The organism is Reticulibacter mediterranei (genome assembly GCF_016587455.1).
This window is the reverse complement of sequence record NZ_BNJK01000001.1, coordinates 8804801-8831610: the sequence shown is the minus strand read 5'-3', so window position 1 is coordinate 8831610 and position 26810 is coordinate 8804801. Positions and strand designations below refer to the sequence as shown.

Genomic DNA, 26810 nt, shown 5'->3' with positions numbered 1-26810 from the left:
AGGAAATAATCCCTAGGTGGCATTCCCAAATGGTCCACTTTGGCGGGCTGAAGTCAGGGCCGAGGCCCACATCTTGTACATCATCTTGGATTGTTGGATCGGCGATAAACACACATAAGTAGTTTGGAGGTGCCACGGCTTTCTCCCTTCAGTAATTCTAGGGAACTGCGATCTGACGAATTATTTCAGCAGACGTCTCTCAAAGAGCAAAGATTGAATCTATTAAGGATGCGTATGAAGAGCAGTAAGTAGTTCAGCGAACTGGTTAAAATAGGTGGTTGCTTCCAGGAGAAGATGCCCCGTTTCATCATAGGTGAACCAGAGTTCATCTTCATCAGCATCCTTGTAATGCATCGCATAGTTGCGGCGCTCACGGAGTCGCTCTGCATACAGCCGAAACTTCTGCCGCTCCCCATTATGTCGAATGCCCCTTTAACAAAGTGCTATGCGTCGTTAGCAGAAGTTCCGGGCTATCTCTAGTGAGTTTCCAGGTATCGTCGTAATGGGTTACTCGGCGGAGCTAACGTCGCTACAGCGGAGCGAAAGCCGGGCATATCGGTCAAAAACAAGGGCAACCAGAACGCGTGCCGTTTGTCTCTCCCGTTGACCTGCAAGTACTGATACCCAGGAATCAACCACGGCTCGACGGACTCGATTTCCGACCAAGAAAGATGATGGTAAACCAACGCGTTGTTTCTGCCGCCAATCCCTGCTGCGGAGACGTGCCAGCGACTCGCTCTAATGCTCAAGCCGATTAGCAGGAGCAAGGCCACTGCAATGGCAGCAAAGCCGAGCAGGACAGAAGCCGCTACAGCGAGCGAGCCTGCAACAACGGAGACGATCACGCCCAAAGCTGGAAGAGGTGCTAACAGTATTATGGCTAGCAACCATGGCCGCCAAAGGCTGATCCGAAAGATGAGCTGTGAAGTTTCCTCCATGGACTTTCTCCTCAGAAGATCTGCTGGTCTCTCGCGTCCTTGAGCGTCTGGCTCCGCAGCCAGCTTGTGATGCCATCGCTCTCTCAGAATCGAGAGGGATTCACTGCTATGAACGCCGTCCATCATGGGATTTTGTGAGCGAACATTCTTTCGACCCTCTTCAATGATTTTGTGTACTTAACGTCAGCAGCATCACTGAAAACGGTGGAGTTCCACTTTATGGTAAAATTGCACGCTGAGTCCACTTTTCCTTCCTACCCGATACTGTAAATTTTGAATAAGGATCTGGCACACTCTCGGTGATTCCACTCGCTTGCTTCCTGTGATATGATCATTTCCACCAACCATAGAACTCCCTATGCTCCCCTGTTTGATCAGGCTGGTCGGCCTTACTGTTACAGCAAGAGGATGGTGTCATGAAGCGAATTCTTTTGACGGGAATGTCTGGAGCCGGCAAGTCCACGGTCACTCGCGTGCTTGCTGCTCGTGGATACAAGGCGGTGGATGCGGATGGTGACGAGTTCTCCCAGTGGGTGGAGGTCGAAGGCGACGCCTCTGCCGAAGTCACGCCGGTGGACGGGAACAGGGATTGGGTATGGCGAGAGGACTGCATACAAGAGCTCTTGTCCACGGAGGACACCGATGTGCTGTTTGTCAGCGGATGTGCGGAGAATATGCCGAAGTTCTTTCCCCAGTTCGATCTCATCGTTCTGCTGAGCGCACCAGCTTCGGTCATCGTAGAACGATTGCGTATCAGAACCACCAATCAGTACGGCAAGCGGCCCGAGGAGGTCGCTCGCGTGCTGAGTTTGGTGGAAAGCATCGAACCAAGGCTCAGACGCGCTGCGGGATACGAGATCGATACCAGTGCCCCTCTTGAAGAGGTCATGGCGACCTTGCTTCAACTGATGCAGTCACAGCCCTGATGCTTGATTTTCTACAGACATGGACTAGGCAAGGGTTGGGTTGCGCGTCCAATGGGGAGGAATCACCTCAACCAATCGGACTATGATGAGGTGGGGAAGATTCTTTCTGGCCTCCTACAAGGCATGGAGGACGCGTTGGTGCGAGCCGTAGGGAAGCCTGCCTGGCCATAGCTCATACGCTTGATCAGCTTCAGCTTATTGACTTTGCCCTCGACGATCCCATTACTTTCGGGCCGCGTCAGGCCCGCTTGCACCGCAGCTTTATCTCGTCCAATCCCCAGAACGAAGTTCTGGAATTCGGGGATCTGACTGGCAACGCTTTTGGCCAGCCAAGCATCAAGGTTTTCTCCGGTGTGCGTGCGCAGCATTTTGGCAAACTCCTGCACAAGAGTATACGCCAAGTCCAATTCGGGATGGCTTTGGCGGAGTTGAAGAATGGCCCCTCGCTCCTCTTGATCCAAGTCTTCAGGTCGGCGCAGGAAAAGAAGCATCACCTGCCGCACTGGAAGAGGAGCTGGGGAGAGCTTGGCTCCTTTACATGTGTTCTTTTTGCCTCCGGGAAGCCGACGAATCAGGTGATCCTGCACACTCGCATACGATCCCTTGTAGCCTCGCGCCACGATCTCTTGATGAAGGCGAACCATAGCGTGGCATCCCGACTCCCACCGCTGAAACAGAGACGGCAGATAGGGGTCGATGCGGCTGACATAGGAGCCGCGCGTGGTTTCAGAATATGCGCCAACAGCAAGCCAGTTGCTGACTGTGCTCGAACTGACGCCCACACGCTCAGCAATTGCGGCTTGGCTCATCCCAAGCTTACGCAACGCAATTACCTGCTCATACCGGGCAAGACGCTCCTCCCAGTATGCTTGTTGCAGGTGCTCAACTTTAGGAGAACGTCTGACTGCTCGGGAAGCTTATTCGAGGGGTTGATGTTCCTCAAAGATGTCCTAGGTTTGGGTTTTGCGCTTCGCTGCCAGATGGCGTGCGACGCATCCTTCTACTGCCTCCCCTAAATTCTTGAGGATATGGAACCGATCGGCACACTGAACCGCCTGGGGAGCACCAGTCGCCGCAGCAGAAGTGTAGTCTCTCCCGCAATCCCGGCTCATCAGCTCAATTTCCGGGTGCGTCGCCATCCAGGCAGCAGTTATTTCTGCGGTTCTGTCTGGCAGCACTTCGAGCATCTTATGCGTTTTGAGTTTCAAAATGATCGTTCCAAATGTATGTCCCCGCCTAAAGGAAAAGTCGTCAATGCCAATCCGTGGGACCTGGCCAGCTGGTTTTGTGGCCAGGTCCATGACGCGTCGCAGAATGGTCTGACGACTGGTCTGGATGCCTAAGCGATCCGTAACACGCACCCCGAGCCGACCGCCGGTTGCCAGACCAATGATTTGCACGATCTGACAGAGCCGCTTGATCACACGCGCGAACGGGTCAACGAACGGGACGAGACGCTCTGCAAAGATTTTTCGTGGGCAGGTACTCTCCTCGCAAAAGTATTTGCGGACCTGGATGAGCAAACGAAGAGATTGCCCGCCGCAGGGTTGATCGGCCACGCGACGCGTGTAGCAGCTATGCACCCGCCTAGCGGCGCTTCCACACAGTGGACAACAGGGAGATACCTGCGTAGATACAAGGGTCATTGTCAGCATATCATTTCGTTTCTCGAATCCCACGAACTGGAATCCTTCGGGTAGGGCCAGGACTGGCTTGGCGTCCCTCATCGCAGGTCTGATCCTTCTCTGAAACACGGCTCTTTCCAGAGAAGCATATGTCAATCGATAGGTTGAATCAAGCAAACAAGCGGAATCACCGGGAGTGTGCCAGATCCATTAAGTTGTTGATTTGTTGGCAATTATTCTGCTAATTGGATATACTACTAGAGAAGATAGTGTTGTTGACTTTTTTCGCGCGGGCAGAAACGTATCATGACAGAACTGTTATTCCCACTCACAACACGCCCTAATGCTCAAAGAGCAAAAGCTTTAGAACGGTTTATCATTATCCGTACGGCTCTCGAAGATGGAATCTCCCAGGCACAGGTGGCGAGTGCCTCCAAGAAAGCTCCCAGTAGGATCCGACTCTGGATTAAGCGCTATCAAGAGATGGGTCTCTCTGGACTGGTCAACGACGTCTCGTACGCTAATAAAGGAAAATCTCGCAAACTGGAAGGCACAGCGATCCAATTGATTGAGGGGCAGGTCCTACAAACCCGTCCGCGCTTGATGGTCGCTATTCGCCGTCAAATCACGTCTATTGCCCAGCCGCAGGGATGGCCTCCCCCTAGTTATGATCGTGTTCGCCACATCATCAAGCATCTCGTTCTGATACTTGTAACGCTGGTCAGCCAAGGAGCAGCTACCTATCGTGAGGAGTTTGATTTCTTATATCGGCAGCAATCATTTCATGCCAACGCTATAACAAATCGCTTATTGCATAGTTGTGGATGAGTCTTCTGCAGAAAGATTTTCATTTGGTTCAGGCGTCGAAAGAAGTGTATATTTATGCCTTTCATCAAGAAAAATCAGGCTCAAAATACTCAACCTTCTTCACTTTTCATTGGTCGCACTGGTGAATTACTCTTTTTTATTCATAATATCCTCACTCCCTCATCTCCCACTCACAATATTCTCTCTATATTTGGACAGGGAGGCCTAGGCAAATCAACTCTGCTGACTCGCTTTATGGAGGAAGCTCGGAAGCCTCCCTTCAATGATTATTGCCTGACAGCCATCGTTGATGAGCGCCAAGTAGCTCCTATTAGCATCATGGAGAAATTGTCCCAGCAACTGCATCTGACAGGGGCATTCGCCAAGAAGCTCAACCAGTACAGAGAGGCTTTACGTCGGGAGCAAGCAGAACAGGAGACGCTCCATCAGACGTTTGTCAACAGCGTTCCTGATTTGGCAGGAGCTGTAGTCGAAGGAGTGCCAGTGGCGGGTCCCCTCTTACGAGAGGGAGCCAAGGTCGCAGCGGTACATCTTCTCAAAAAGAGCCATACATCTCAGCTCTGGAAAGAGAGCGAGCCTTTAGAAACTCCCATCGAGGATCTCACTAAAGCTTTTGTCACTGAACTTAATCGCTTGGCTGATGCGAGAGTCCCACTCGACTCGGCTCAGACTAAGCGCGAGCGGCGTATCGTACTCTTCTTTGATACCTTTGAGCAACTAGCTTCAGAAATCACTCCCTGGCTCCTGGATTGCTTCCTCCAAACTCAGGTGAGCAGTAATGTGGTGCTGGTTATAGCGGGTCGTGATCCCATTGAGCGTACCTGTCTTGATGACCCCAAGCGCTGGCTCCCTTACTGTGACGATGGCACGATCTACTGGATCTCTCTCAAGAGCTTCACGGAAGAAGAAAGCCGGATGTACTTATTCAACAAGGGGATCACTGACGCTGACCAGATGACAGCTATCTGGCAAGCCTCTGAAGGAATACCGCTCTTCCTAAGTTTGCTGACCTTCCGACCTCAGGATAATGTTGATCCGACCAGTGATGTGGTCACTAACTTCCTGCATGGCATTCCTCAGCAGGAGTCGGCCAAACGACAGCTGGCTCTCGATGCAGCGTTGCTCTCTAGGCCCTTTAATCAGGACGACCTTCAGGTCTTTACGTATGTGTCGGAGTCTGATCGACCTTCTCTTTACCAATGGCTCACAAAGCAGCCCTTTGTGCGAAGCAGATTGCAGGATGGACGATATCTTTATCACGATGTGGTACGTAACCTCTTTAGTCGTTATCTGTGTCAACGCTCCCAGAAACACTACGAAGGGATTCGAGGAGCACTGGCAATCCATTATCAGGGACTGCTTGAGAAAACCGAAGAGGAAAGAGGAAAAGAGGCATATCGTTCGGAAGAATGGTTAGAGCAATTGGTAGCAGTCATCTCCCAATTGCTGTTGTTGCCCGACCAAGCCTGCCACATCAAAGCTCTTGAGCGTATTTTACATGCTAGCTATGAACACACGGACAAAGAGCAAAACCGAGAAATCGTGAGAGCGCTTTCTGATCTTTCTCAAAAGTCTACTCCTTATCCTCTGAGTCCCGTTGCCCATGAGATCATCATATATTTGCTGTGCTATATCAACGCTGATCACGGAAGTTACGAATGGCTAGAGGCCGGTAATGCTTTGCTCAAGAAAGTCATACATGCGCCAGCTTTTCCTTCAACAGTTCTTGCGAAAATGTACTACAAACGCGGGAGAGCATATAATAATATGGATAATAAATTTTTCGATAAGAAGCTTGCTATCGATGATTTCCAGCAAGCACTCACACTTTTTGAAGAAAAGAATTACTTTGATCGAGGATTTGCCTATTTCTACAGCGGAAACTACCGAGAAGCACTCGCTATATATGAGCAAGCGCTTGAAGACAACCCACAAGACGCAGATGCTTATTTCGGTCGGGGATGGGCGTATCTGAGACTACAAGAGTATCAACGGGCCGTTGACGACTTTGAGCATGTTCTTGAACTGGCTCCAAGTTATCAAAATCCAGGTGGGCTCTATAACGGCTTGCGACAAGCTTACTATGATGCAGGAAAATACCAACCAGCACTTTCTGCCAATGACCATTATATTGAAGAACATCCTAGAGAGTCTTCCCCCTACGCATTCCGAGGCAGTTGTTACTTCGCTTTGGGAAACTACCAATGCTGCATTGAAGCCTGTACTTATGCACTCGAACTGGATCCAAGCAATATCTACGCATATTATGAGCGTGGATTCGCTCGTGTCCATCTAAGAGAATATCAGTTAGGTTTAGCTGACTTTGATCACATCCTTGAACTGGATCCGAGATGGAGCGAAGCTTATAATGGTCGGGGATGGGCTTACTACTATGTTGGAGAACATCAACAAGCTATTGAAGCCTTTAATCATCTGCTCCAATTGAAACCTGCTTATACAGCGGCTATTCGTGGGCTAGGTCTAACGTATTATCAACTCAAAGAGTACTCACAAGCACTCACTCTGTTTGATCGTCGCATTGAGCTGAAAGTCCCTTATCCTAATGCTTTCACAGACCGAAGCCGTTGCTATCAGGCTCTCCAAGAGTATCAACGATCTATCCAAGATTGTAATGAGGCAATTGAGCTAGCTTCAAAGGGCAGCCAGGCATATTTCCAGAGAGGCCTTGCTTATCTCTGCTTAAAAGACCTTGAGCAAGCCCGAGCCGATTTTACCCAAAGCTATGAGCTAGAGCCCACCCGAATTGCCTCTGCCTTGATGGCGGAGTGGACAAGATTGTGCCTAGAGGCAACCTCTCTACCTATATTAGAGAGATTGAAAACAATTGCAACTGTTGATTCACAGAATTATATAGCACACATATGTCAGGGAGTAGCTCTCTTGCTCCATAGGAACTTTAAGGAGGCTCTTGTGGAACTGGAGAAGGCCCTTCTGATCAAACAAGACAGATGGGAGGTCTACTTCTGGAAAGGAATAGCCTCGGCATTTTTGGAACAAGATGAAGAAGCCATTCCATCAGTAGAAAAAGCCCTCGATTTCGGACTCCCACCAACATTACTTACTCCTCTGCACTGGTTTGAACAAGAAAGGCCGAAATTTTACGAGAAATTTGCCTTGCCCTTGCTGACAAAATATGAGTGAGTATTGGCTGTTTTCTGTTGCAAACTCAGCAAAATGCTGAGTTTCAGAATCGTCCGTGCTCGCTTATCGCTCTTACTCCTCGTCCGGCTCCAGATTCTCTGGATTGATCTCCCCTTCCGGGGTGAGCGAGACAGGTGTCACCGATGGAATAAGCGGATCAGGGTCAAGAAAGCGGGTAGTGTGCGCATCAAACTTGAGTACCACCTGCCCAGTGGGTCCGTTGCGATGCTTGGCGACGATCAAATCGGCGAACCCCTTACGCTCCGTCTCAGAATTGTAAACTTCCTCCCTGTAAATAAAAATAACAATATCTGCGTTCTGTTCTATCGCACCCAATTCGCGTAGATCAGACAATTGCGGTACTTTAGACATGCGCTGTTCAAGAGCACGCGACAGCTGGGCCAGAACCAGGATTGGAATATTCAACTCGCGAGCGAGCAGTTTCAGATTGCGGCTAATCTCATCGATGATTTGAACGCAGTTCGCCTGCTTGCGGTTGCCTGCACCGGACTCTTGCATCAACTGCAAATAGTCGATCACAATCATATCCAGGTCATACTCGACCATCCACTTGCGTGCCCGGCTACGCATTTGGATCGGGGACATGACCGAAGTGCCATCCAAGCGGATCGGCAACGCGGAAATCCGCCCCAGGCCAGCGATTACCTGCTCCCACTCATCATCTTCGATGTCACCTGTGCTCAAGCGCTGCAAGTTGATGCCCGTTTCTATCGCCAACAACCGCTCTCCCAGTTGCTCGGCACTCATTTCCAGGCTAAAGATGCCAATGCGTTTTTGATAGCGCATCGCTGCCTGGTGGATGATGGAAAGCGCACAACTCGTTTTTCCTACAGCGGTCTGGCCGCCAGCACAATCACATCCGACTTGCGAAATCCCCCAGTTAATCGGTCCAGGTCCGTGAACCCGCTCGGCACCCCTACGATGGTGCCACGATGTGCAGAGAGTTCTTCCAGTTTCGCCATATACGCAGTCATCACCGCTGAGATACTCAGGTCATCTCCCTGCTGCGTGGCCCGCTGCCCGACCTCAAACATCAGTTGCCCGGCCCGCTCCACCAACGCGCCAGCTTGCTCGTCAGAAGCTTGATAGGCTTCTGCCGCGACGACGCCTGCTGCATGGATCAACCGGCGCAACATGGCGGTTCGTTCTACGATCCGACCATAGAAGGATGCATTGCCAGAGGTCGGCACGTAATTGGTCAGGGAGGTAATATAGCTTGGCCCACCGACGTTTTCGAGTTGCTAGTAAATACATCCAACATCCGAGAATTGCCAAAAATGAGATCCATCTCGTCCTTGATACATTACCAGAAATCAAGTATGAGCGTTTTGCCATGGAAGAAGGAGTATGGTAGGCTGCAAGAAACTGTCTCTGAGGAGAGGAAACTTGATGAAGCAAGCCTTACCAGTCATCACCTTAGTCGTCATGGCTCCTGTAGTTGCAGAGCTGTTTTCCGCTTCGACCCCTCTGGCCGATGTTGTCTCCTTGCTCTTTTTCCTGCCGATGTATGGTGCAGGCGCGTTGCTTGTTCGAGAACTGGTCTGGCGGAACAGGCGCGGATGGCTTAGTATTCTCTTGCTTGGCCTAGCCTATGGTCTGGTCGAAGAAGGTTTGGTCGTGCAAGCCATTTTCAATCCCACCGCCGTGCAGGCCGCAAGTTGGGGGGCGCAAGCCGGAGGATACCTCTTGGGCATCTATGGTGTCTTTGCACTGGCCGTGATCAGCTATCACGCGATCTGGAGCATTGCCTTGCCCATTCTGCTCACCGAGTTGCTTTTTCCGACCCAATGGAACCAACCCTATCTCGGACGAGGGGGCCTGATCGCGACCGCCATCTGCTACATGCTCGGTGTGCTCATCGTCGGCTCTCTCGTCCACACTAGAATCGCACCTGGTCCCTTCGCATCTCCAATCTTACTTGGCGCTACCGTCTGTCTCGTTGTCGTCCTTGCCGTCCTGGCACTCCTGGTTCTGCCGAAGACTGCCGCCAGGCCGGAACCTCCCCGCGCCCCGTCCCCGTGGATCGTGCTGCTCATCAGTGCTCTAGGCAGTTTTACCTTTCTTGCCTTGCTCATCTTTCCCGGACGTGTCATCCCAATTATGACACACGGTGCCCTCGTCCTCATTCCCATCTCGAGTGCGTTGGCGGTGATTCTCCTCATCGGTTGGAGGCTCTCGTATTGGACGGCTGCCCACAACTGGAACTATCTTCACGCTCTAGCCCTGGCTTCTAGCCTCCTTCTTGTCAACCCTCTCATCGCTCTCCTCCAGGGTGGAGGGTCCACCCAAGAGAGCATGGGTCTTGTGGTGCTGGAAGGGGTCGCCATCGCCTTTCTCAGTGGGCTTTTGATCCGCTTTCGGGCGCAGGAGACACGGTAGCATTGAATACCAGCCCTTTTTCCAATGGAGCAAAATGAGAGGCTTGAAACTGCATCCCTCTTTGCTCTAGAGTGCGTCCAAACGGTCTCTTCTTTTGCTGAGCTTGATGTTCAGATGTTAGAACCCTTAGCGTGAATGTTCGACGATTTTTAGGATGAAACCTGGGAAATCAGCGCGAAACTTGGGAATCGGTCAGGAAGAAGCCAGAGAAACCGCTCCTTCTCAGGCTTCTTCCATTACCATTCTGGAAATTGTGGTTACACTCTAACAGAACAGTGCTGAAATGGCCATTCAGTGCCAAATTGACGGTAGGATATGACGTGTGATTAGGAGTAGCCAGTTCCTTGAGACTTTCTGCATCCTACTCGACTGGGCCGGGGACCAGGAATGCTTTCAAGAAATGCATCGCAGGGTCGGCAGCTGGATGTGCTGTCCGATGCCGTGTCCGCAAGGGGATCTCTCAGCAGGCGCTGCTTGAGTGCAGCGCTTTCTCGATACCTCACCGATACAGTGCTCATGGTCGAGGAACACGACGACCATGAGCACTGTATCAGGACTGTCGGGGGGTGGATCAAGGCTGCCGGTGTGATTCGCGCTCCTCTTTGGGCGCGCCGTTGAAGAAGTCGATGAGTCCGAAGGGTGCGCGGTCGCCGAGGCAAAGATCGAGGAGTACATATGCGTCCGCAGCTTCCGACTCGCTGCGGGGGAACAGCGCTTCTTCATAGGCGGTGAGTGCCGCTTCGAGGTTGTCGGGATGCGCGGCGATTGCTTTGCCGAGTTCGAAGCCATCGAACATCGCCAGGTTCGCTCCCTCGCCAGAGGGCGGCATCAGGTGGGCGGCATCACCCAGGAGCGTCACCCCTGGTACGCGGTCCCAGCGATGGCTTTTCGGGAGTGTGTAGATCATGCGCGGAACCGGTGGGGTGTCGGCATCAGTGATCAGCGCGGTAAGCGCAGGTGCCCATCCATCGAACTCGGCAGCGATAGTGCGAGTCGCGGCGGTGACATCGGTGAAGTCGATGCTGGCGATCCACTCTGCGGGGCGGGTCAGTTCGACATATGTGTGAAGAACGTTTCCTGCCTCGCGGTGCACGACGATCCCTTTTCCCGGAGTAAGCGCGGACATCGCGCTGCTGCCGACCGCTTCGGCAGTTGCAGGGTGACGCTCGTCGACGTTGCACAGGTAAGTCTCGATGAAGGTCGCGCCAACATACATGGGCTGCGCGTCCGACAGTAGCGGCCTGACCTTTGACCAGGCTCCATCGGCACCCACGAGGAGTTCGGTGGGAACACGCGATCCGTCCGCGAAGGTCAGTTCGTGCCGACCCGCGCCGAGAGCCACGACGCCGGTGAGCTTCTTCCCCCACTGGACCGTCCCAGCGGGCAGAGATGCCAGGAGAATTCGCCGCAAATCGCCTCGCAGCACCTCGGGGCGTGTGCCAGTTCCGTCATCGAACTCTTCATACAGGACCGTACCATGCTGGTCAAGCATCCGCAAAGCCTCGCCGCCCTCGCGGATGATCGCGCGAAACTCGTCGGTGAGGCCAGCCGCTTCGAGCGCGCGTTGCCCGTTGTGTTCGTGGATGTCGAGTTGGCCGCCCTGCGGACGGGCCTGCGCCGAGGGGTCCGCCTCGTAGATCGTTGCAGGGATACCGTAGACGTGGAGGACGCGTGCGAGAGTGAGGCCGCCGAGGCCCGCACCGATAATAGTAATGGGGTGTTCCAATATCATTTTTCCTCTTCTGACAAGTTAACGATATATCGTTATTATTACTTTAACGATATATCGTTAACTTGTCAAGCCTGGGCTTGCCTCGTATCAGCGTGCCGAATTTACAGCAACGATGTGTAGCAATCCGCTTCAGAAGCGGATTGCTACAGCTTTGAATGAGTGATTTCCAACATTCGCGCCGATTTCCCATATTTCGGCTTAAAAACCGTCGAACATTCGGTTCTTACACACTCTCGGTGAAGCTTATTTGCGCCTGTCACACGAATAGATCGTTCTACATAAATAAAGAGACTGTAGAAGGATCGTATGAAGAAGAGAGAAGTGCTCACACCGCTTGCCTTGCCAGAGGAACTGGAGATTACAGAGATCGAGATGAATGATGAGATCTTCACCCTTACCGCTCATTGCACGCGGAAATACCCCTGCTGTCCCCTCTGCGGTACACCAGCACAACGGTTCCATAGCCATTACTTCCGCCGAATCACGGATCTGCCCTCTGGTGGAATGCGCGTGTGTTTGCAGGTTCTGGTGCGCAAATGCTTTTGTGATGTCAACACCTGTGTGCGCAAAATCTTCGCCGAGCGTTTGGCTCCTTTTGCGGAACCGCTGGCACGAGTCACGACTCGTCTGTTTCAGGTGGTTCAAGCTCTCGGCCTTGCTACTGGTGGCATGCTTGGAGCGCGTCTAGCTGAGCGGATAGGGATCAAGACCTCCTGGATGACGGTTCTTCGCCGCATCATGGCATTGCCATTTGAGCCAGTTGAGCCAGTGCAAGAGCTTGGGATAGACGACTTCGCTTGGAAACGTGGACGGAAATGGGGTACGATTCTTGTCGATATGCAAAGTCACAAGGTCATCGATATTTTGCCTGATCGGTCAGCAGAAACTGCTGCTGCCTGGATAGCAGCCCACTCAGAAATTGAGCTGATAAGTCGAGATCGAGGAGGGGACTATGCATCAGCAGCCAAGACTGCTGCTCCTCAAGCTATCCAGTGTGCAGACAGGTTTCACGTTCTCAAAAACCTTGGCGAGGCTCTGGAGGGCCTTCTGGCCCGCCACCTCGCTGCTCATCGCAGAGGCCAAGCAGAAACATCCTCGGCTACCCCTCTCTCTGATGTGCAAGGGAAACAGCCGCCGAGATATCATCGATCTCATCCAAAGGCAGCCGAGCTGAGCCAGGCAAAGCGAGAAGAGCGCTTGGCTCAATACGAGCAAGTCGTGGCTTTACGCAAACAAGGCTTCTCGCAGACGGCTATTGCCAATCGGATAGGGATCGCTCACTCCACCGTCTCACGCTGGTTGAGGTGTGATACGTTTCCTGAACGACAACCGCCTTTGCGCAAGACTGGTGTTGATGCTTACCTTTCCTTTCTACGCGAACGCTGGGAAGCGGGTTGCCATAACATCATGCAGGTGTATCGGGAATTGCTGGAGCGTGGCTACAAGGGGTCATATCAGTCAGTCTATGATCAGGTGTTTCGCCTGCTTCCCGGAGGAACGAAGAACGCGACAATACCATGCAACCTTTCTGCGGCTCCTCTCTCCTCCAGATCTGCAGCTTTCCTCTTCCTTCGTCAGCCTGAAGCCCTTTCGACCGATGAGCAACAAACACTCATCACCCTCAAACAGCTTGATCTAGAGATCGAACTGGCCTACAACTTTGTTCGGCAGTTTGCCCTGATGCTACACATGCGGACTGGAGGAGAACAGCTTGATGCTTGGCTTGAGAGCGCGAGAGGGAGCCAGGTCCGTGAACTGCAAGGGTTTGTCAAGAGTGTTGAGCGGGACAAAGCAGCCGTACTCGCAGGATTGACCCTTCCCCAAAACAATGGATTAGTTGAGGGTCATGTGAACAAGCTGAAGCTTCTCAAAAGGATGGGATACGGCCGCGCCAGTTTCAAGTTGCTGCGCCAGAGAGTTCTTCATGCTCTCTGACCGAACTGGCTTCACCGAGAGTGTGTAAGAACCAACATTCGCGCTATTTACCAGTTGCTTCCTGCGCTCCAGACTGTTACAGATCGTAATATGGTCTGCCGGTTCACGACGGGTGTAGAGGTCCAAAATCACCTCGATGATCGTCCGATGCGCATCGCCAATCGCCACTTCAAGACGCTAGATGAGTTGCAAGAGGTACAAACACAAGGTTGTATCACTCTTCAGAACGATCGAATCGGTATTCATCGTATCACTCTCTTCCACTGGTGGCCTACTGTGTTCTCCCGAAGGAAGAAGATTTGATTGTGTCACAAATCCAATCTTTCAATAAACTCATCTGTTTGTCTGATTTACTTACCTGCGAGGCATTTCTTTGAGACCTTGATTTTGACACGGCTTTTGAGAAAACTCAGCAATATCCTCCTTTCTATAACCTGGTCAGTTTGTACAGCTTAATGGTTAATTTGGAAAAAGATAGAGCCTTCTCGAGAGGAATGCAGAGACTTCACAATAGCAGATTGAAGCGTGGAGGCTCACGCACCTCTCTTGCAACAGCAAGCGAGGAGAAGTTTTGTGCCGTGCTAGAGTGCTATGATCATTGTGCATCCCTGTGTGTTGCATCGGGATGCAGCAGAGCCTTTTGCAACATTTGAAAGGAGCAACAGATGGCGATTACTCCATATACCGTCATTATTCCACAAGCAGACCTCGATGATCTCAAAGCGCGACTCGCTCGTGCTCGCTGGACCAATGAACTCCCCGGTGTGGGCACCGACTACGGTGTGCCTCTCGACTCTGTCAAGCGCCTGGTCACGTACTGGCAGGAGGGTTACGACTGGCGGAGATGGGAAGCGAAGCTCAATGCCTATCCGCAGTTCACCACCACCATTGATGGAGAAAACATCCACTTTCTGCATGTACGCTCCAACGTCGATGACGCTTTGCCATTGATCCTGACCCACGGCTGGCCCACCTCGGTGTTTGATTACCTTGATCTGATTGGCCCACTTACCGATCCTCACTCTCATGGAGGCAAGCAGGCCCAGGCTTTCCATCTGGTTATCCCCTCGCTTCCCGGCTTTGGGTTCTCTGGACCCACACGGCAGCGGGGCTGGGATCGCTACCGCGTCGCTCGTGCGTGGGCGGAGTTGATGCGCCGCCTGGGCTATGACCGCTATGGTGCCCACGGCATGGATTGGGGTTCGGTGATTTCCCCAGAGGTGGGTCGTTGCGATCCTGAGCACGTCGTTGGGGTCCATGTCACGGAAATTTTCCCTGCTCCGTCTGGCGATCCAGCTGAGATGGCGGCTTTATCTTCGAGGGAAAAAGAACAGTGGCAAGCGTTGCAGGAGTGGGTGGAAAAGAAGGGGGCTTACGCTCCCTTGCAGTCCAGCGTCCCCCAGACCCTGGCTCATGCCCTGGCCGACTCGCCAGTGGGTCAGCTTGCCTGGAACTACCAGATGTACGGAGACGAGCTAAGTGACGACTACATCCTCACCAACGTGATGATCTACTGGTTCACGGACACGGCGGCCTCCTCAGCCCGCTTATACTACGAGGACGCTCACGCGAAGCATGCCCCAACTGAACCAACCACGATTCCGCTCGGATTGTGCAATTTTGCTGATGTCCTTCAGTCCATCCGACGCTTTGCAGAGCGCGATCACAAGAACATCGTCTCCTGGCATTTCTATCCCCGAGGCAACCATTTTGCCACTCAGACAGCTCCCGACCTGCTCATCAACGACCTTCGGACCTTTTTTGAGAAGCTGCACTGAGAACGAGAAGCTCGACGCTGATTGAGAGGGGAGGCACTCCCCTCTCAGGCGGCACGCCTGACTGCTGCTCTCTCCCAGATCCGAAGATGATGTGCCGAGCGTCGGTCAGATGTCCGTTTGGATCTGGGTACGCGTGCTGGTGTCTGCTGATCGCAGATTTCTCACCAAACAAACGATTTTGGCATAAACAGTTGAGATTTTCTCAGGGCCCTTATCCTTTTTTGAGCAAAAAGAGCAAGGTGTTTAACTATTAGAGATCAATCGTGGTAAATGTCCTACGAAGTGAGACAATCTGGCCCATAAATGTGGAATATTGCCCTCAATTGCGGAACATAAGGCACATGTTTTTAGGTAAAACAGCTTCCCATCTGGCTTCTTTCACCGTGCATCTTGTAAATGAGCTGACGTTTTGGAAGGCGCGACAAGCATTTGGCAGAGGGGAGTACAATCAAAGAGAGATCTTCGGGCTCCTTACTCATATTTGTACGTTGGCCTGGCAATGATCAGCCAACGTACAAGGAACGACTTGCCAACTCCTGCGTGTGTTGTCACCAAACTTTCGCAGTCAAACGTCTCCTGGAATGGCCTGTTCCTCCGTTCTGATTCGCTGATCACTTCTCATCAATGATGATGGGGAACAGCGTAGCATCGTTGCGGTCATGGCGAGAGGAACAAGGGAACAGGCTGGCACGAGGCACGCGCCTGTGCCTCCGTTCCCATTCATTCTGAGCACGATGATTTCTCGTTGTGGGCAGACCAGGAAGCACAGTGGATATCGAGAGCGGCAAGCAGATCATGAAACGTGCGAGCGATGAGGTGATCTGCGATACGATAATAGATACTCGTTCCTTCTCGACGCGAACTGACGAGTCCGAGAGCAAAGAGCTGGCTCAGATACTCGGAGGTGGTCGCAGGGGAAAGACCGATCAGCTCAGCAATTTCACCGGATCGCTTTTCGGTGAGACCATGTGGTGTAAATATGATTACTACATGTCTCATGACCACTTTTGGTGGTAAGCTCTTCAATGAGAGGGAAGACAAAAATTGTGCTGCCTCTCCAGGCGGATTGAGAAAAAGGCTTTCTCCTTGATAAGCTCATCTAGCACCAAAAGTGGTCATGAGGCGGCATCTTTTGAAAAGACCGAGGTTATTAAGGATCGTACATTTCAAAGGTTGTTTTTGATCATCTCAGAGAGATACCAATGCTCATTTTTGATCGTATTTCTTTGTAAAGTCCGCCTCCATTGTCTCCATTCCTCTCTTGCCTGGTGGGGATTGTGCTGGGGAAACATGGTGGGACCCCTTGTCAGCCTAGCAAGAAACATCACCCTCGGATCATGCTGATCGCGGGCGTTGTCGAAACGTCACAGGAAGATGCTTGACGCCGTGCATCAAGATACTTTCCCCCGGTTCCAATGGCACCTGGGGAACGCGACGAATGTCTTGAAATCGTTCCAGCAGCAGGGTGAGCGCGATCTTTGTCTCCAGGCGTGCAAGAGGCGCACCAAGACAAAAATGAATACCATGTCCAAAGGCCAGATGGTGATTGGGCGAACGTCTGATGTCAAAGCGATCAGGATCGGGAAACTGAGCCTCGTCGCGGTTGGCGGAACCGATATTCGCGACGACACGCTGCCCCGCCTGTATGTGCTGGTTACCAAGTACTGTATCTGCCAGAGCGATGCGTCCGGTGAGCTGGACCGGGGAACGATAGCGCAGCACCTCCTCAACGGCTCCCGGGATGAGATCTGGCGCTGCGTACAGTTGCTCCATGCTATCAGGCTGCTCATCCAGGCAGAGGAGCGCGTTTCCAATCAGATTGGTCGTCGTTTCATTTCCCGCAACAAGTAAGAGAATGCAGAAGCCAAGCAGCTCTTGTCGGCTGAGATGGTGCCCATCAACCTGAGCATTGAGCAGAGCGCTCATCAGATCGTCTTGTGGCTCCTTGTGCCGCTCTTCGATCACCTGTAAAAAGTAGTCGCTCATTGCTGGCTGAGGACGGTTCTGGCCTCGGCCATCGACGCCATTGACCACAGCATCCGACCAGGTTTTAAAAAGCGCACGGTCTTCGCGCGGAATGCCCAATAGTTCAGCAATCACGATCACTGGTAAGGGATATGCCAGGTGATCAATGATATCCATTGTTCCCGACCCTGTGACCTCATCGAGCAGGTGGGTCACAATACTCGTAATGCGGTTTGCAAGCTGCGCTACTGCTCTGGGTGTGAAGGCTTGTGTCACCAAGCTCCGAAACTGACGGTGTTGGGGAGGGTCCATGTTGAGGATACTGTTTTGTAGAGGTCGCTCCTGACCTCGCTCTCTGTTTCTGACGGAAGAAAACAACGCAGAGTTGTTGAGAACTTGCTCAGCCTCTGCATAACGAAACACCTGCCATGTCTCATCTTCTGGACGATAGAAGAGAGGGCGCGACTCGCGCATGCGGCGATAGAAGGGAAAAGGATTGAGCGCCTGTTCAAGAGGTGACGATTGCATACTGTATTTCTCCTCATCATGTAGGTTCTCTTTTTCTCTGGACGAGTTGTCTGTTTTTCCTTGTTAGGGGTCCCAACATTTTTTTCAGCACAATTCCCACCAGGCAAGAGAGGAATGGAAACAATGGAGGCGGACTTCACGCTGTTGGGACCCCGATTTACACTCCTTGTTCCTTTCCATTCACTTGAATGGCCTTTTTCTCAAGAAGATCATCCATGGTGTCTCGAACCATCTGAGCAACGTCAGTATAGTGGTAGTGATAGACCTCTGGAGAGTTCGTTTCGCGTACTGTCTCCCGGCCCAGGAGAGGATACACTGAGGCGACGCTCGCGATGAAGTGCTTCAGCATCCACATCAGGAAGCGTGGGTAGGTTCTCGCACCAGGAGAGAAGCCCTGCGCGGCATAGTTGTTTCGGATGGCGATGGGCAGATCCACGTACCTCCCGTTCCTGCTGAAGCACAGATGGCGATGTCCGTCCGTGCCAGGGTCATTCATAATGGCAATATGCATTGACGCACAATCACGGACATCGACAAACGGAACCGACATATCGGGCGACATCCGTGCTTTCCCCTCCGCGATGTTCTTCACGGTTGCGTGACTGTAGCGGACCCAGGGAACCAGCGATGGTCCCAAGATCATGCCGGGGTTGATCGTCGAGAGAGGCACCTGCCGAGGATTCTGGGTCCTATCGCGAGCCAGTTCCCAGGCCAGCTTCTCTGCAAGCGTCTTACTGCGCATGTAATCTGTCGCCCCCTCTGCATTCGTCCAGTCGTCCTCGGTAAAACGCGTTTGGGAGGCCGGATGGTTGTAGGACACAGCCGCTTCGGAACTGGTGACCACCACTTTTTCGACTGTCTGCGTTGCAAAGGCAGTCGTCAATACAAAGCGGGTTCCACTGATTGCCCCGCTTGTGCGATCCTTTTCGGAGGGAACTGCCTGAGGACTGGCGACATGGAACACCCATTGACATCCCTCGATCGCCTCTTTCCACCCTGCGCCGCTTCGCAAATCAGCCTCGACGAACTCCACTCCAGGAAGGAGCGTAGACATCGTGTGGATTTTCTCTCGATCGGTCACGCTTCTGACGGTTCCCCGAACGCGATATCCTTGCTCAAGCAGTTTCTTACCAATCCAGGAGGCGACATATCCGGTGATCCCTGTGACCAAGCACAGATCTCCAGGGCGCATGCGTTGATTCTTCATGATTTTGCTCCTCTTACTGTCTATTTGCTGCCTGGTTGATTGAGGTCTGATTATTCTTCTGCTGCGTTATTAGGTTCTCGTCGCGTATATGAGCACGAACGCGGCGTCCGTAAGCAAAGATCCAGATGATTGCAAGTACGATCAAAGTCATGATTTTGCTCCTCTGTGACGAAATGGATGTTCATTTTGTGAACCAGAAAAAAATTTAGGGATACTCCAGTTTGTGCTCTATGGGGTTCTTACTGTCTATTTGCTGCCTGGTTGATTGAGGTCTGATTATTCTTCTGCTGCGTTATTGGGTTCTCGTCGCGTATATGAGCACGAACGCGGCGTCCGTAAGCAAAGGTCCAGATGATTGCAAGTACGATCACACCATGACTGATCAGTGAGCCAAATGCGACTACAGTAGCAAGAGGAAGGGTAGAGACCATAAACACGCGCAGCAGGAATTCTCCGATACAAACAAAGCCCCAGACAATGGTGACGATACGGCTCGTTCGGTGGACATGCGGGTTACTCCAGAGGGTATTGTAACCCTCAATTTGCTCCTGGTTACTGCTTGCGATGAAAGAGCGTCCAATTAAAAACATAAGTGGTTGAGGGAAGAGCAACGAGAGAAAGTTGACAACGCCAAAGAGACCAAAGATGATCGACTCACGAAGCAGGAGTACGTGTGGATCGCCACTCATCAATGTGAGTACGATACCGACGAGAAGGCTACCCATGACGAACAGAGAGGGAACATGAAGCCGTCGTCCTCTGATGATGCTTCCAATCGACTCAAGCGCGGGGGCAACGGCAGCCACAAGGAGTGCGGTTGTTACAGGCACGTGGTTGGCCGTGAGAATGGTATAGCAGGCATAGGGAATTGCCGCATTAACAATAAGCATCCTTATCATTGTGCGGATAAATGAATGGATGTTATTTGATGAATGTGTCTGTCTATTTACCATGAGATCCTTCTTTCCAAACGTTTTGTTGAAGCGGTAACCGTAGCTCTTGTTGAAAGAAGAGCTGAAATGCGTTATTCAGAAACGTGATACTGGTCATGTCCTCAGGACATAATTGGTGACCACAACTTTTTCGACTGTCTCCTTCGCAAAGGCAATTGTCAACACAAAGCGTGTTCCACTGATTGCTCATCGTTTACAAAATGAACATTCATTTTGTAAACCAGAAAAAAATTTAGGGCATAACAGCCTGATAACAGGCGTCAGCAATGGCTTCCAAGGTAGGTTCATCAAGTGCCGGGAGGCCGGCGCTCCGGTGTCTTGCGATGCGAATTGCGACCCCTATTGTTAGTTCAAACAGCGCATCAACGGGCAACGCTTTTGTCACCGGATGCCCCTCATCATTGACCATCAGGCGGGACAGGGCGGGAAGGTTTTCTTCCGCTTTGGTTGCTTCTCCGACTGATGGCGTTGGACGATAATATGGCGAGTGTTCATAGAGATCCAGAAAACGAGCCTCTACCTGGTGCGTCAGGTAGAAACGATAGGTGTTCAACCACATCTGCCGAAAAGAGTCCCGACGCGGCAGTGTGAGCGTGTCTCCTGCCACCATCGCTCGGTAAAACGACTTCTTCACATGACGGTAGAGTGCATGAATCAAATCATCTTTGTCGGCAAAGTAAAGATAGATCGTTCCGGCGCTCACCTCCGCTTGCTTGGCCAGGAGTGACATCGGAGCATTGTGAAAGCCACGCTCAGCAAACAAAGTCAGCGCAGCTTGAAGAATGGCTTCTCGTTTCTCTCCCGTTGGCATGAGGCTTCGTCCCTTTCTCTAAATGAATGTTCATTTAGAGAATACATGAACAGCGATGAATTTGTCAAGAGGCGAAAGTGGTACATGGGCTCAATCTTCGACACAACTTTCACTTATCTTCCTTATTTCCCGATAATAGAGTATTTTCAGGAGAAAAGAAGCAAGGCAGATTCCTATTGCCTCATGACCACTTTTGGTGGTAAGCTCTTCAATGAGAGGGAAGACAAAAATTGCGCTGCCTCTCCAGGCGGATTGAGAAAAAGGCTTTCTCCTTGATAAGCTCATCTAGCACCAAAAGTGGTCATGAGGCATCAAGTAATCACATTTACACTCAAGCTTATCAAGCGGATGATGTATGGCCGGGCTAAATTTCCGTTATTACGTCAGCACGTCCTGCGGGCTTTGTAATCTCTCTTTCTTCAAAGGAGGTCTTGTAAGCTCATCCTTCACCAAAAGCGTGTATGAACCTCCGTGGGTTCTGTCTCACTTTTGGTGATGCTCATTAGCTACAAATAAATCGACAGATCGCTCTACAAGAATAAAAAGATTTCTATAGAAGACTCGTGTAGAAACAATCAAATGATGAGCTAATGGTGAGGCAGTTCAGTCAGCTTGGGTAGCCTCTCCAGAGATGGAGATCGGTATTGTCCAGTGCGATGCTGATGATGAATTTCTGGATCATAGAGCACTGGGGGAGGCAGCGGAGTCCCAGGAACCAATTTCGCCATGATTTCCTGATCCGATTTCAGTAAAGCATAGATCACCGAGAGCATCTGTCCGGCAATGCGGCCAATGACACGCCCTCGGCCAACGTAGGCTCTTCTTCTCTCATCACAGTAGCATTTGATTGGCACCAGCCGCTCGTAGAGTTTGGCCCATTCACAGTCCAGACGAATCGCTTTCCAGACCGCCAGGTAGATGGTGGGCTTGAGCAAGCGCGAGCCGCGCGGAGAGAGTCGCGCCTGGTCCAGGCTGGTTCCAGACTGAGCGATGGCGGGAACCCATCCACAATACGATTTGAGTTTGGCCAGGTTTTTCAAAGTTAGCAATATTGCCAATCAGAGCAATAAGATGGCGGCTTGGAGCGGACCAACCTCTGGAATAGAGGTTAAAATCTGGCCTTCGCGGCAGTGTTCTACCAGATGCTTACCAATGGGAAGTGTCAGAACTGAGAATACTGTCTGGTTCTTGTGGTAAGCTAAAAGTCATCCAGAACCCCTTCAGGAGGCACATTCCATGACCTGTCCACACTGCCAGTCAACAGTGACCAAGGAACGCAGCCAGAAAACGACACCGGGCTATCGAACGTTCCGCTGCTTGTGCTGCCAGCGTGTTTTCAATGAACGCAGCCGGACGCCCTTCAATTTTCTGGAATATCCTACTGATATCGTCCTGCTCGTCGTTTTCTGGAGGCTGCGCTAGAAGTTGAGCCTACGGGATCTGGCTGAGATATTTTTACAGCGTGGTTGGGTGTTTACACATGAAGCAGTTCGAGACTGGGAAGCTCGTTTTGCCCCACTGATGGCGGATCAGTTGCGAAGCAAACGACGTGGTCAAGCAGGACGATCGTGGTACGTTGATGAAACGTACATTAAAGTACAAGGGAAATGGTGTTACCTCTCTCGTGCCATTGATCGTGATAGCAACCTCGTGGCTTCCATGCTCAGCCAAAAGCGAAATATGGATGCAGCCAAGCGCTTTTTTCAGCAAGCTGCCCGGACAGTGGGTCATGCACCAAAGCGCGTCATAACGGATGGACATGACTCCTATCCACGTGCCATTCGCGAGACGCTTGGTGGTGAAGTTCTCCATCAGTGTAATCACTATTTGAACAATCTTTTGGAACAAGATCATCGTGGCATCAAACAGCGTTATTATCCCATGCGTGGTTTTGGAAACTTCACGTCGGCAGCTCGCTTCTGTCGCGCCGCGGGATGAGGTTCGCCAGTTCTTTCGATGTCGTAGCACCGTGAGACAATTTGTTTCCCTGGCGCGACAACGTGACCTCTTCCGTGAGCGGTTGAATGCCTTCACGACGCTGATTTTGAGCGCGTAATCTCAGGACAGTAGTGGCAAGGATGGGCGAAGCGCCCCCTGATTGATCCCTGTGTTCCCAGTTCTGACACATCCGTCAAGAGCCCCGAATTGACAGTAAACGGACTCGGCTATACCGCAAATCGCATGGAACAAACTCAGTTCCCTCTACAAAATATCGATGACCTCTTGCGAAAAAGAAACGTTTCCTTTCATCTAAACTCAGCCGCGAGAATCTTGGTGCAGCCCATGCCAAGGCGTAGACTATCGCAAGGCTCAAGAAGCGGAAAGAGATAGGTTGTGGACAGAAATTGACAATCTGCTCAATCAGGATTGGGTCACTCCTCCACGGTTGCGCTCCTTTCCTTAATCCAACCCCGCCTTTTGGGTTGACCCCCACAATACGGCGCGATGAGAGAAGACAAAGCGCCGGGCAATCTCCGCATTAATTGTCCGGCGCTTTGTCTGGCTGGCGTGAAATCACTAGTCCCAGCGAACTCCTGTCAGAATGATGCCGGGGTGCGCTGCCAGCTCCTGACGTAGCGTCTGAGCTTGGTCGCGTAGATCGGCATTGGTGAGATCAGCACGGGCGAACTGCGCCCCGCGCAGGTTGGCCCCGCGCAGGTTGGCCCCGCGCAGGTTGGCCCCGCGCAGGTTGACAGCCCTTAGATCGGCCTTGCGCAGATTGGCTTCGGCCAGGATAGCCTCTTTGAGTACAGCTCCCCGCAGGGAGGCGTTGGTCAGGATGGCCTGGCTGAGGTCTGTTTGGTGCAGGTCGAGGTAGTGTAAATGAGCATTGCTGAGGTTGGCTCCTGAAAGATTGACTTCATACAAAGCATTATTCGTGGTGAGCTTAAGCCCATGCAGGTCTACCCCATGCAGGCCCGTGCTGGACAGCTCTAAGCTCTGCAAGCGGGAACCCGACAGATCGAGGCCAAGCCCTCCCCGTGTGGACTGGCAATTATACAGTCCCAAATTCTGCAATTGGGTCAACTGGCTCAAAGGCGAGAAATCCTCAACGTTGCAGTGACCCAGTTGGACCTCCTGGAGGTGAGGGAAGCTGGCTAAGAGAGAGAGATCCAGGGCGTCAAAATGCCATAAGTGTAGCCTCTGGAGTTGGGTGAGACCTGCCAGAGGGGAAAGATCCGTGACTCCGCACACGCTTATGTGCACCTCCTGGAGTTGGGTGAGACCTGCCAGAGGGGAAAGATCCGTCAGGTTCTGGCAATTATAGAGCGTTATCTGCTGAAGTTCAGAGAGGTTGGCTAAAGGGGAGAGATCCGCAACGTCAGAACTCCTTATATACAATTTCTGGAGTTGAGAGAGGTTGGCCAGGGGAGAGAGATCCTTGACTTGCCAGCAGCTTGTCAGACTCAGTGTTCGGAGTTGAGAGAGGTTGGCCAGGGGAGAGAGGTCTGCTAAGTGAGGATAGGAACACAGTTCGAGGAACAGCAGCTCGGAATAGTACTCTATCCCTGCTAATGCCTCTCCTTTCAACTGCATACCCTTGAGTTGGCTGGAGGAAGCTTCCTCCTGTTGGGCAGAGTCTTGAGCTTCCTCCTCTTGTGTGACCTCTGGCTGATTCTCCTCACGCTCCTGGTGTTGGACTGTCTTCTCATTGCGAACTAGTTCCAGGAGCTGTTCCTGAGGATGGTCGTGCAGGATGGCTCCGGTGAAATCGGCCCCGGCGAGCTGAATGTCGTGCAGGATGGCTCCGCGCAGATTGGCTCCCCTGAGGTTGGCTTCGGTAAGATTGGCATTACGCAGATCAACTTCGATCAGGGAGGCGTTGGTGAAGGTTGCGTGGCTCAGGTTTGTGTTGTCCAGCTTGATATGATCGAGCTGAGTATCGCTGAGGTTGGCTCCTGAGAGGTCGGATTTATAGAAGGTACCCTCAGTGGTAAGTTTGAGGCCATGCAGGTCCACCCCAGGCAGGTCGGTACTATATAAGCGCAAGGAGTGCAAACGTGTATGAGACAGATCCAGGCCCCGTCCTCCCTGTGTGGCCTGGCAAGTATGCAGTTGCAGGAGCTGCAACTGAGTCAACTGGCTCAAGGGCGAGAAATCCTCAACGTTGCAGTTCCATAAGTGCATCTCTTGGAGTTGAGAAAGGTTGGCCAGAGGGGAGAGATCCGTCAACTGGCGCGATGGCAGGGAGGGATCTCTGCACTCATCAGGATACCGTAGGTGCAGTTTCTGGAGTTGGGAGAGATTGGCCAGAGGAGAGAGATCTTTGTCACGAGAAGACTCTATATACAGTCTCTGTAACCGGGAAAGGGTGGCTAAAAGGGAGAGATCCACGACACCTCTTTGAATAGACAACTCCTGCAATTGGGTAAGATCTGCCAGAGGGGAGAGTTCTACGCTGGCAGATAGACACAAATCGTGTAACCGGGGAAGGGTGGCTAAAGGAGCGAGATCATTCAGGTACGAACATGAGATGACCAGCTCTTGCAGTTGAGGATGATGAGCTAAAGGTGTGAGATCCGTCAGATGCCAACATTGGTTCAGGATCAACTTTCTTAACTGAGAGAGGGAAGCCAGAGGGGAGAGATCCGTCAGGTTCTGGCAATCATCACAGATCAGTGTCTCCAGTTGAGAGAGGCCAGCCAGAGGGGAGATGTCTTGTAGGTTGCTGCAGCCCGTCAGATCGAGGTGACGCAGTCCAGAGAAGTGCTCAATCCCTGCCAACGACGTCACATACCAGCTGCCTCGCATCTGCTCCTGCAAGTCTAGGGTCTCCTGTCCGTCGAGGAGAGGAGCCAGCACATATTGGGCGTAGGTCTCTCGATTAGTCGCCAGCCGCCAGTTCTCCCAAAGAGTCTCTCTGTCTTCGAAGAGGGCTTCCTGGTGCAGGATCTCCAGGGCTGGCGTTGTTCCCATGAGGGCCAGGGCCAGGAGATAGACGTTCCGCTGCTCCTGCTCGGTGCTCTGTCGTAGAGCACCCTGTAGCTGTGGCAGGGCCGCCTCCCCCTGTGCTATGAGACTGGTGGCTTGCTGCTTTCTGACCTCAATTGCGTCATCATACCAGAACATAATAAGCTCCTTACTTATAGAGAGTACAGCCAATCATAAATTCGTTCCGACCTTTATTGGTCCAGAGGGTCGTCGACAAACAAGCGTTCGAGTTCGAACCTCGCTTGTTCGCTGACTTCGTGAAATGGATGTTGCAGAACCTCTTGAAGAAAGAGGCGACGTTCTCCCATTGAGAGGTGTTTTGCCATCTTCACAGACGCAAAACGACTTTGAAAGGTCCTTCGCTCAATTTCAACTGTTTCATTCCTTTTGCTGTTCTTCTCCATTCGTTTTCTCCATCCTCTTTTGAGCAAGAAACCAGCAGGTATGTGCTCGTCGTGAGTTTGCATTGCAGCTTCTCGATGGTATAGGACCACTTGATCGGCTTCGCATCCTGATTGTAATACCCGATGAAATCTGAGATTGCCTGCTCCAAGGCGCCGACGCTGAGAAAATGGTTGGGTTGCAGAAGTTTGCGTTGCAAAATGCTCAACCAAATCTCAATCTGATCGAGCCAGGAAGTGTTCACAGGCAACCAGGCGACTTGAATGCTCAACTGACCATCCAACACACTCGTCTGTTCTTCCAGAAAGCGCGCCAACTGTTTGGACGCGCGAGTCGGTCCATTGTCTATGATCAAGATCACACGCAGAACTTTTCTGCGCAGCGCTTCGGGAATGATCACCTCCTCCAAGAAGGCCCGAAAATCCACAAAGCGCTTACGAGTCAGGCATTGTCCATAGACGTGTCCATCGGCCACCGAGAGGCCAGCAAACAAATGTCGTGCCCCACAACGATGGTAGCGTGCTTCGTACAAGGCGGGCTTGTCGGAACACGCAGGACGAGGAGGCTGCTCTGCCTCGCGAGTTTGAATGGATGTTTTCTCATCCACGCACACCAACAGCATCCTTCTTGCAACAGACTCCGCCTCGTTCGTACCATTGCAGTACCGGGCGAGCACGTTCCAGAAACG

At 52.0% G+C, this 26810-nt stretch carries 21 protein-coding genes and 2 pseudogenes; 7 read left to right on the top strand and 16 right to left on the bottom strand.

Going from position 1 to position 26810, the window contains the following annotated elements; all coding sequences use genetic code 11:
- Positions 1 to 222 precede the first annotated feature (222 nt).
- Together K3T83_RS57400 and K3T83_RS37820 are read right to left on the bottom strand one after the other, a co-directional pair.
- Positions 223 to 354, bottom strand: a complete 132-nt coding sequence (locus tag K3T83_RS57400) for a hypothetical protein (RefSeq protein WP_268963506.1) — start codon at positions 352 to 354, stop codon at positions 223 to 225.
- Positions 355 to 476: 122 nt separating this feature from the next.
- Positions 477 to 938: a hypothetical protein gene (locus tag K3T83_RS37820; RefSeq protein WP_220208066.1), complete on the bottom strand. Its 462-nt coding sequence runs from the start codon at positions 936 to 938 to the stop codon at positions 477 to 479.
- Between the two features lie 416 nt (positions 939 to 1354).
- On the opposite strand from K3T83_RS37820, the gene K3T83_RS37815 reads away from it, so the two are divergent.
- A complete protein-coding gene (locus K3T83_RS37815) occupies positions 1355 to 1864 on the top strand; it encodes an AAA family ATPase (protein WP_220208065.1) in 510 nt (169 codons plus the stop codon).
- A gap of 80 nt (positions 1865 to 1944) precedes the next feature.
- Here K3T83_RS37815 and K3T83_RS56600 read toward each other — a convergent pair whose 3' ends face one another.
- The gene (locus tag K3T83_RS56600; RefSeq protein ID WP_236065083.1) at positions 1945 to 2688 is read right to left on the bottom strand and encodes a transposase; all 744 of its coding nucleotides are present in this window, start codon (positions 2686 to 2688) and stop codon (positions 1945 to 1947) included.
- Between the two features lie 126 nt (positions 2689 to 2814).
- Entirely contained in the window at positions 2815 to 3591 is a 777-nt protein-coding gene (locus K3T83_RS56595; protein WP_236065082.1) for an ISL3 family transposase, read from the bottom strand.
- A gap of 204 nt (positions 3592 to 3795) precedes the next feature.
- Here K3T83_RS56595 and K3T83_RS37805 point away from each other — a divergent pair, with 204 nt between their 5' ends.
- Positions 3796 to 4317 carry a helix-turn-helix domain-containing protein gene (locus tag K3T83_RS37805; RefSeq protein WP_220208064.1) on the top strand — a complete coding sequence of 174 codons (522 nt, stop codon included), beginning with the start codon at positions 3796 to 3798 and terminating at the stop codon, positions 4315 to 4317.
- Positions 4318 to 5232: 915 nt separating this feature from the next.
- Positions 5233 to 7479, top strand: a complete 2247-nt coding sequence (locus tag K3T83_RS37800; protein ID WP_236065081.1) for a tetratricopeptide repeat protein — start codon at positions 5233 to 5235, stop codon at positions 7477 to 7479.
- A gap of 72 nt (positions 7480 to 7551) precedes the next feature.
- Here K3T83_RS37800 and K3T83_RS37795 read toward each other — a convergent pair.
- Positions 7552 to 8462 (bottom strand): annotated as a pseudogene (locus K3T83_RS37795) (replicative DNA helicase).
- Positions 8463 to 8889: 427 nt separating this feature from the next.
- Between K3T83_RS37795 and K3T83_RS37785 the strand changes: the two are divergent.
- The gene (locus K3T83_RS37785; protein WP_220208061.1) at positions 8890 to 9879 is read left to right on the top strand and encodes an AF_0692 family protein; all 990 of its coding nucleotides are present in this window, start codon (positions 8890 to 8892) and stop codon (positions 9877 to 9879) included.
- 571 nt (positions 9880 to 10450) lie between these two features.
- Here K3T83_RS37785 and K3T83_RS37780 read toward each other — a convergent pair.
- Positions 10451 to 11605, bottom strand: coding sequence for an FAD-dependent oxidoreductase (locus K3T83_RS37780; protein ID WP_373324643.1), 1155 nt, complete (start codon positions 11603 to 11605; stop codon positions 10451 to 10453).
- A gap of 312 nt (positions 11606 to 11917) precedes the next feature.
- Between K3T83_RS37780 and K3T83_RS37775 the strand changes: the two genes are divergently transcribed.
- The gene (locus K3T83_RS37775) at positions 11918 to 13546 is read left to right on the top strand and encodes an ISL3 family transposase (protein WP_220207339.1); all 1629 of its coding nucleotides are present in this window, start codon (positions 11918 to 11920) and stop codon (positions 13544 to 13546) included.
- On the opposite strand, the gene K3T83_RS58145 is transcribed toward K3T83_RS37775, so the two are convergent.
- Positions 13445 to 13714, bottom strand: coding sequence for a DnaB-like helicase N-terminal domain-containing protein (locus K3T83_RS58145; RefSeq protein WP_220208059.1), 270 nt, complete (start codon positions 13712 to 13714; stop codon positions 13445 to 13447). The genes K3T83_RS37775 and K3T83_RS58145 overlap by 102 nt on opposite strands.
- Positions 13715 to 14211: 497 nt before the next feature.
- On the opposite strand from K3T83_RS58145, the gene K3T83_RS37765 reads away from it, so the two are divergent.
- Positions 14212 to 15324 (top strand): epoxide hydrolase family protein, encoded by a 1113-nt coding sequence (locus K3T83_RS37765; RefSeq protein ID WP_220208058.1) that lies wholly within the window; start codon positions 14212 to 14214, stop codon positions 15322 to 15324.
- A 720-nt stretch (positions 15325 to 16044) separates the two neighbouring features.
- On the opposite strand, the gene K3T83_RS37760 is transcribed toward K3T83_RS37765, so the two are convergent.
- The 7 genes from K3T83_RS37760 to K3T83_RS37730 form a co-directional block, all read right to left on the bottom strand.
- Positions 16045 to 16323 carry an ArsR/SmtB family transcription factor gene (locus K3T83_RS37760; protein WP_220208057.1) on the bottom strand — a complete coding sequence of 93 codons (279 nt, stop codon included), beginning with the start codon at positions 16321 to 16323 and terminating at the stop codon, positions 16045 to 16047.
- 336 nt (positions 16324 to 16659) lie between these two features.
- Positions 16660 to 17817, bottom strand: a complete 1158-nt coding sequence (locus K3T83_RS37755; RefSeq protein WP_220208056.1) for a cytochrome P450 — start codon at positions 17815 to 17817, stop codon at positions 16660 to 16662.
- Positions 17818 to 17974: 157 nt separating this feature from the next.
- Positions 17975 to 19024, bottom strand: a complete 1050-nt coding sequence (locus K3T83_RS37750) for an NAD-dependent epimerase/dehydratase family protein (protein WP_220208055.1) — start codon at positions 19022 to 19024, stop codon at positions 17975 to 17977.
- Positions 19025 to 19037: 13 nt separating this feature from the next.
- The gene (locus K3T83_RS37745; RefSeq protein WP_220208054.1) at positions 19038 to 19175 is read right to left on the bottom strand and encodes a hypothetical protein; all 138 of its coding nucleotides are present in this window, start codon (positions 19173 to 19175) and stop codon (positions 19038 to 19040) included.
- A gap of 88 nt (positions 19176 to 19263) precedes the next feature.
- Entirely contained in the window at positions 19264 to 19977 is a 714-nt protein-coding gene (locus K3T83_RS37740) for a VC0807 family protein (RefSeq protein ID WP_220208053.1), read from the bottom strand.
- Between the two features lie 232 nt (positions 19978 to 20209).
- Complete coding sequence (locus tag K3T83_RS37735) at positions 20210 to 20788, bottom strand: TetR/AcrR family transcriptional regulator (protein WP_220208052.1); 579 nt, start codon at positions 20786 to 20788, stop codon at positions 20210 to 20212.
- A gap of 587 nt (positions 20789 to 21375) precedes the next feature.
- Positions 21376 to 21828 (bottom strand): transposase, encoded by a 453-nt coding sequence (locus K3T83_RS37730; RefSeq protein WP_220208051.1) that lies wholly within the window; start codon positions 21826 to 21828, stop codon positions 21376 to 21378.
- A gap of 196 nt (positions 21829 to 22024) precedes the next feature.
- On the opposite strand from K3T83_RS37730, the pseudogene K3T83_RS37725 reads away from it, so the two are divergent.
- Positions 22025 to 22844: pseudogene (locus K3T83_RS37725) on the top strand (IS6 family transposase).
- Positions 22845 to 23305: 461 nt separating this feature from the next.
- On the opposite strand, the gene K3T83_RS37720 reads toward K3T83_RS37725, so the two are convergent.
- On the bottom strand, positions 23306 to 25858 hold the full coding sequence (locus K3T83_RS37720) for a pentapeptide repeat-containing protein (protein ID WP_220208050.1): 2553 nt from the start codon (positions 25856 to 25858) through the stop codon (positions 23306 to 23308).
- Positions 25859 to 26048: 190 nt separating this feature from the next.
- A complete protein-coding gene (locus tag K3T83_RS37715; protein WP_220208049.1) occupies positions 26049 to 26729 on the bottom strand; it encodes a transposase in 681 nt (226 codons plus the stop codon).
- Between the last annotated feature and the right edge of the window lie 81 nt (positions 26730 to 26810).

What these genes read in the sequence shown, in the direction of transcription:
- K3T83_RS37755 (WP_220208056.1), bottom strand. Translation starts at nt 17,817, where the DNA reads ATGCAATCGTCACCTCTTGAACAGGCGCTCAATCCTTTTCCCTTCTAT.
- K3T83_RS37750 (WP_220208055.1), bottom strand. Translation starts at nt 19,024, where the DNA reads ATGAAGAATCAACGCATGCGCCCTGGAGATCTGTGCTTGGTCACAGGG.
- K3T83_RS37805 (WP_220208064.1), top strand. Translation starts at nt 3,796, where the DNA reads ATGACAGAACTGTTATTCCCACTCACAACACGCCCTAATGCTCAAAGA.
- K3T83_RS37785 (WP_220208061.1), top strand. Translation starts at nt 8,890, where the DNA reads ATGAAGCAAGCCTTACCAGTCATCACCTTAGTCGTCATGGCTCCTGTA.
- K3T83_RS37760 (WP_220208057.1), bottom strand. Translation starts at nt 16,323, where the DNA reads ATGAGACATGTAGTAATCATATTTACACCACATGGTCTCACCGAAAAG.
- K3T83_RS37765 (WP_220208058.1), top strand. Translation starts at nt 14,212, where the DNA reads ATGGCGATTACTCCATATACCGTCATTATTCCACAAGCAGACCTCGAT.
- K3T83_RS37800 (WP_236065081.1), top strand. Translation starts at nt 5,233, where the DNA reads ATGTACTTATTCAACAAGGGGATCACTGACGCTGACCAGATGACAGCT.
- K3T83_RS57400 (WP_268963506.1), bottom strand. Translation starts at nt 354, where the DNA reads ATGCATTACAAGGATGCTGATGAAGATGAACTCTGGTTCACCTATGAT.
- K3T83_RS37775 (WP_220207339.1), top strand. Translation starts at nt 11,918, where the DNA reads ATGAAGAAGAGAGAAGTGCTCACACCGCTTGCCTTGCCAGAGGAACTG.
- K3T83_RS37820 (WP_220208066.1), bottom strand. Translation starts at nt 938, where the DNA reads ATGGAGGAAACTTCACAGCTCATCTTTCGGATCAGCCTTTGGCGGCCA.
- K3T83_RS37745 (WP_220208054.1), bottom strand. Translation starts at nt 19,175, where the DNA reads ATGACTTTGATCGTACTTGCAATCATCTGGATCTTTGCTTACGGACGC.
- K3T83_RS37735 (WP_220208052.1), bottom strand. Translation starts at nt 20,788, where the DNA reads ATGCCAACGGGAGAGAAACGAGAAGCCATTCTTCAAGCTGCGCTGACT.
- K3T83_RS37720 (WP_220208050.1), bottom strand. Translation starts at nt 25,858, where the DNA reads ATGTTCTGGTATGATGACGCAATTGAGGTCAGAAAGCAGCAAGCCACC.
- K3T83_RS56595 (WP_236065082.1), bottom strand. Translation starts at nt 3,591, where the DNA reads ATGAGGGACGCCAAGCCAGTCCTGGCCCTACCCGAAGGATTCCAGTTC.
- K3T83_RS37815 (WP_220208065.1), top strand. Translation starts at nt 1,355, where the DNA reads ATGAAGCGAATTCTTTTGACGGGAATGTCTGGAGCCGGCAAGTCCACG.
- K3T83_RS37740 (WP_220208053.1), bottom strand. Translation starts at nt 19,977, where the DNA reads ATGGTAAATAGACAGACACATTCATCAAATAACATCCATTCATTTATC.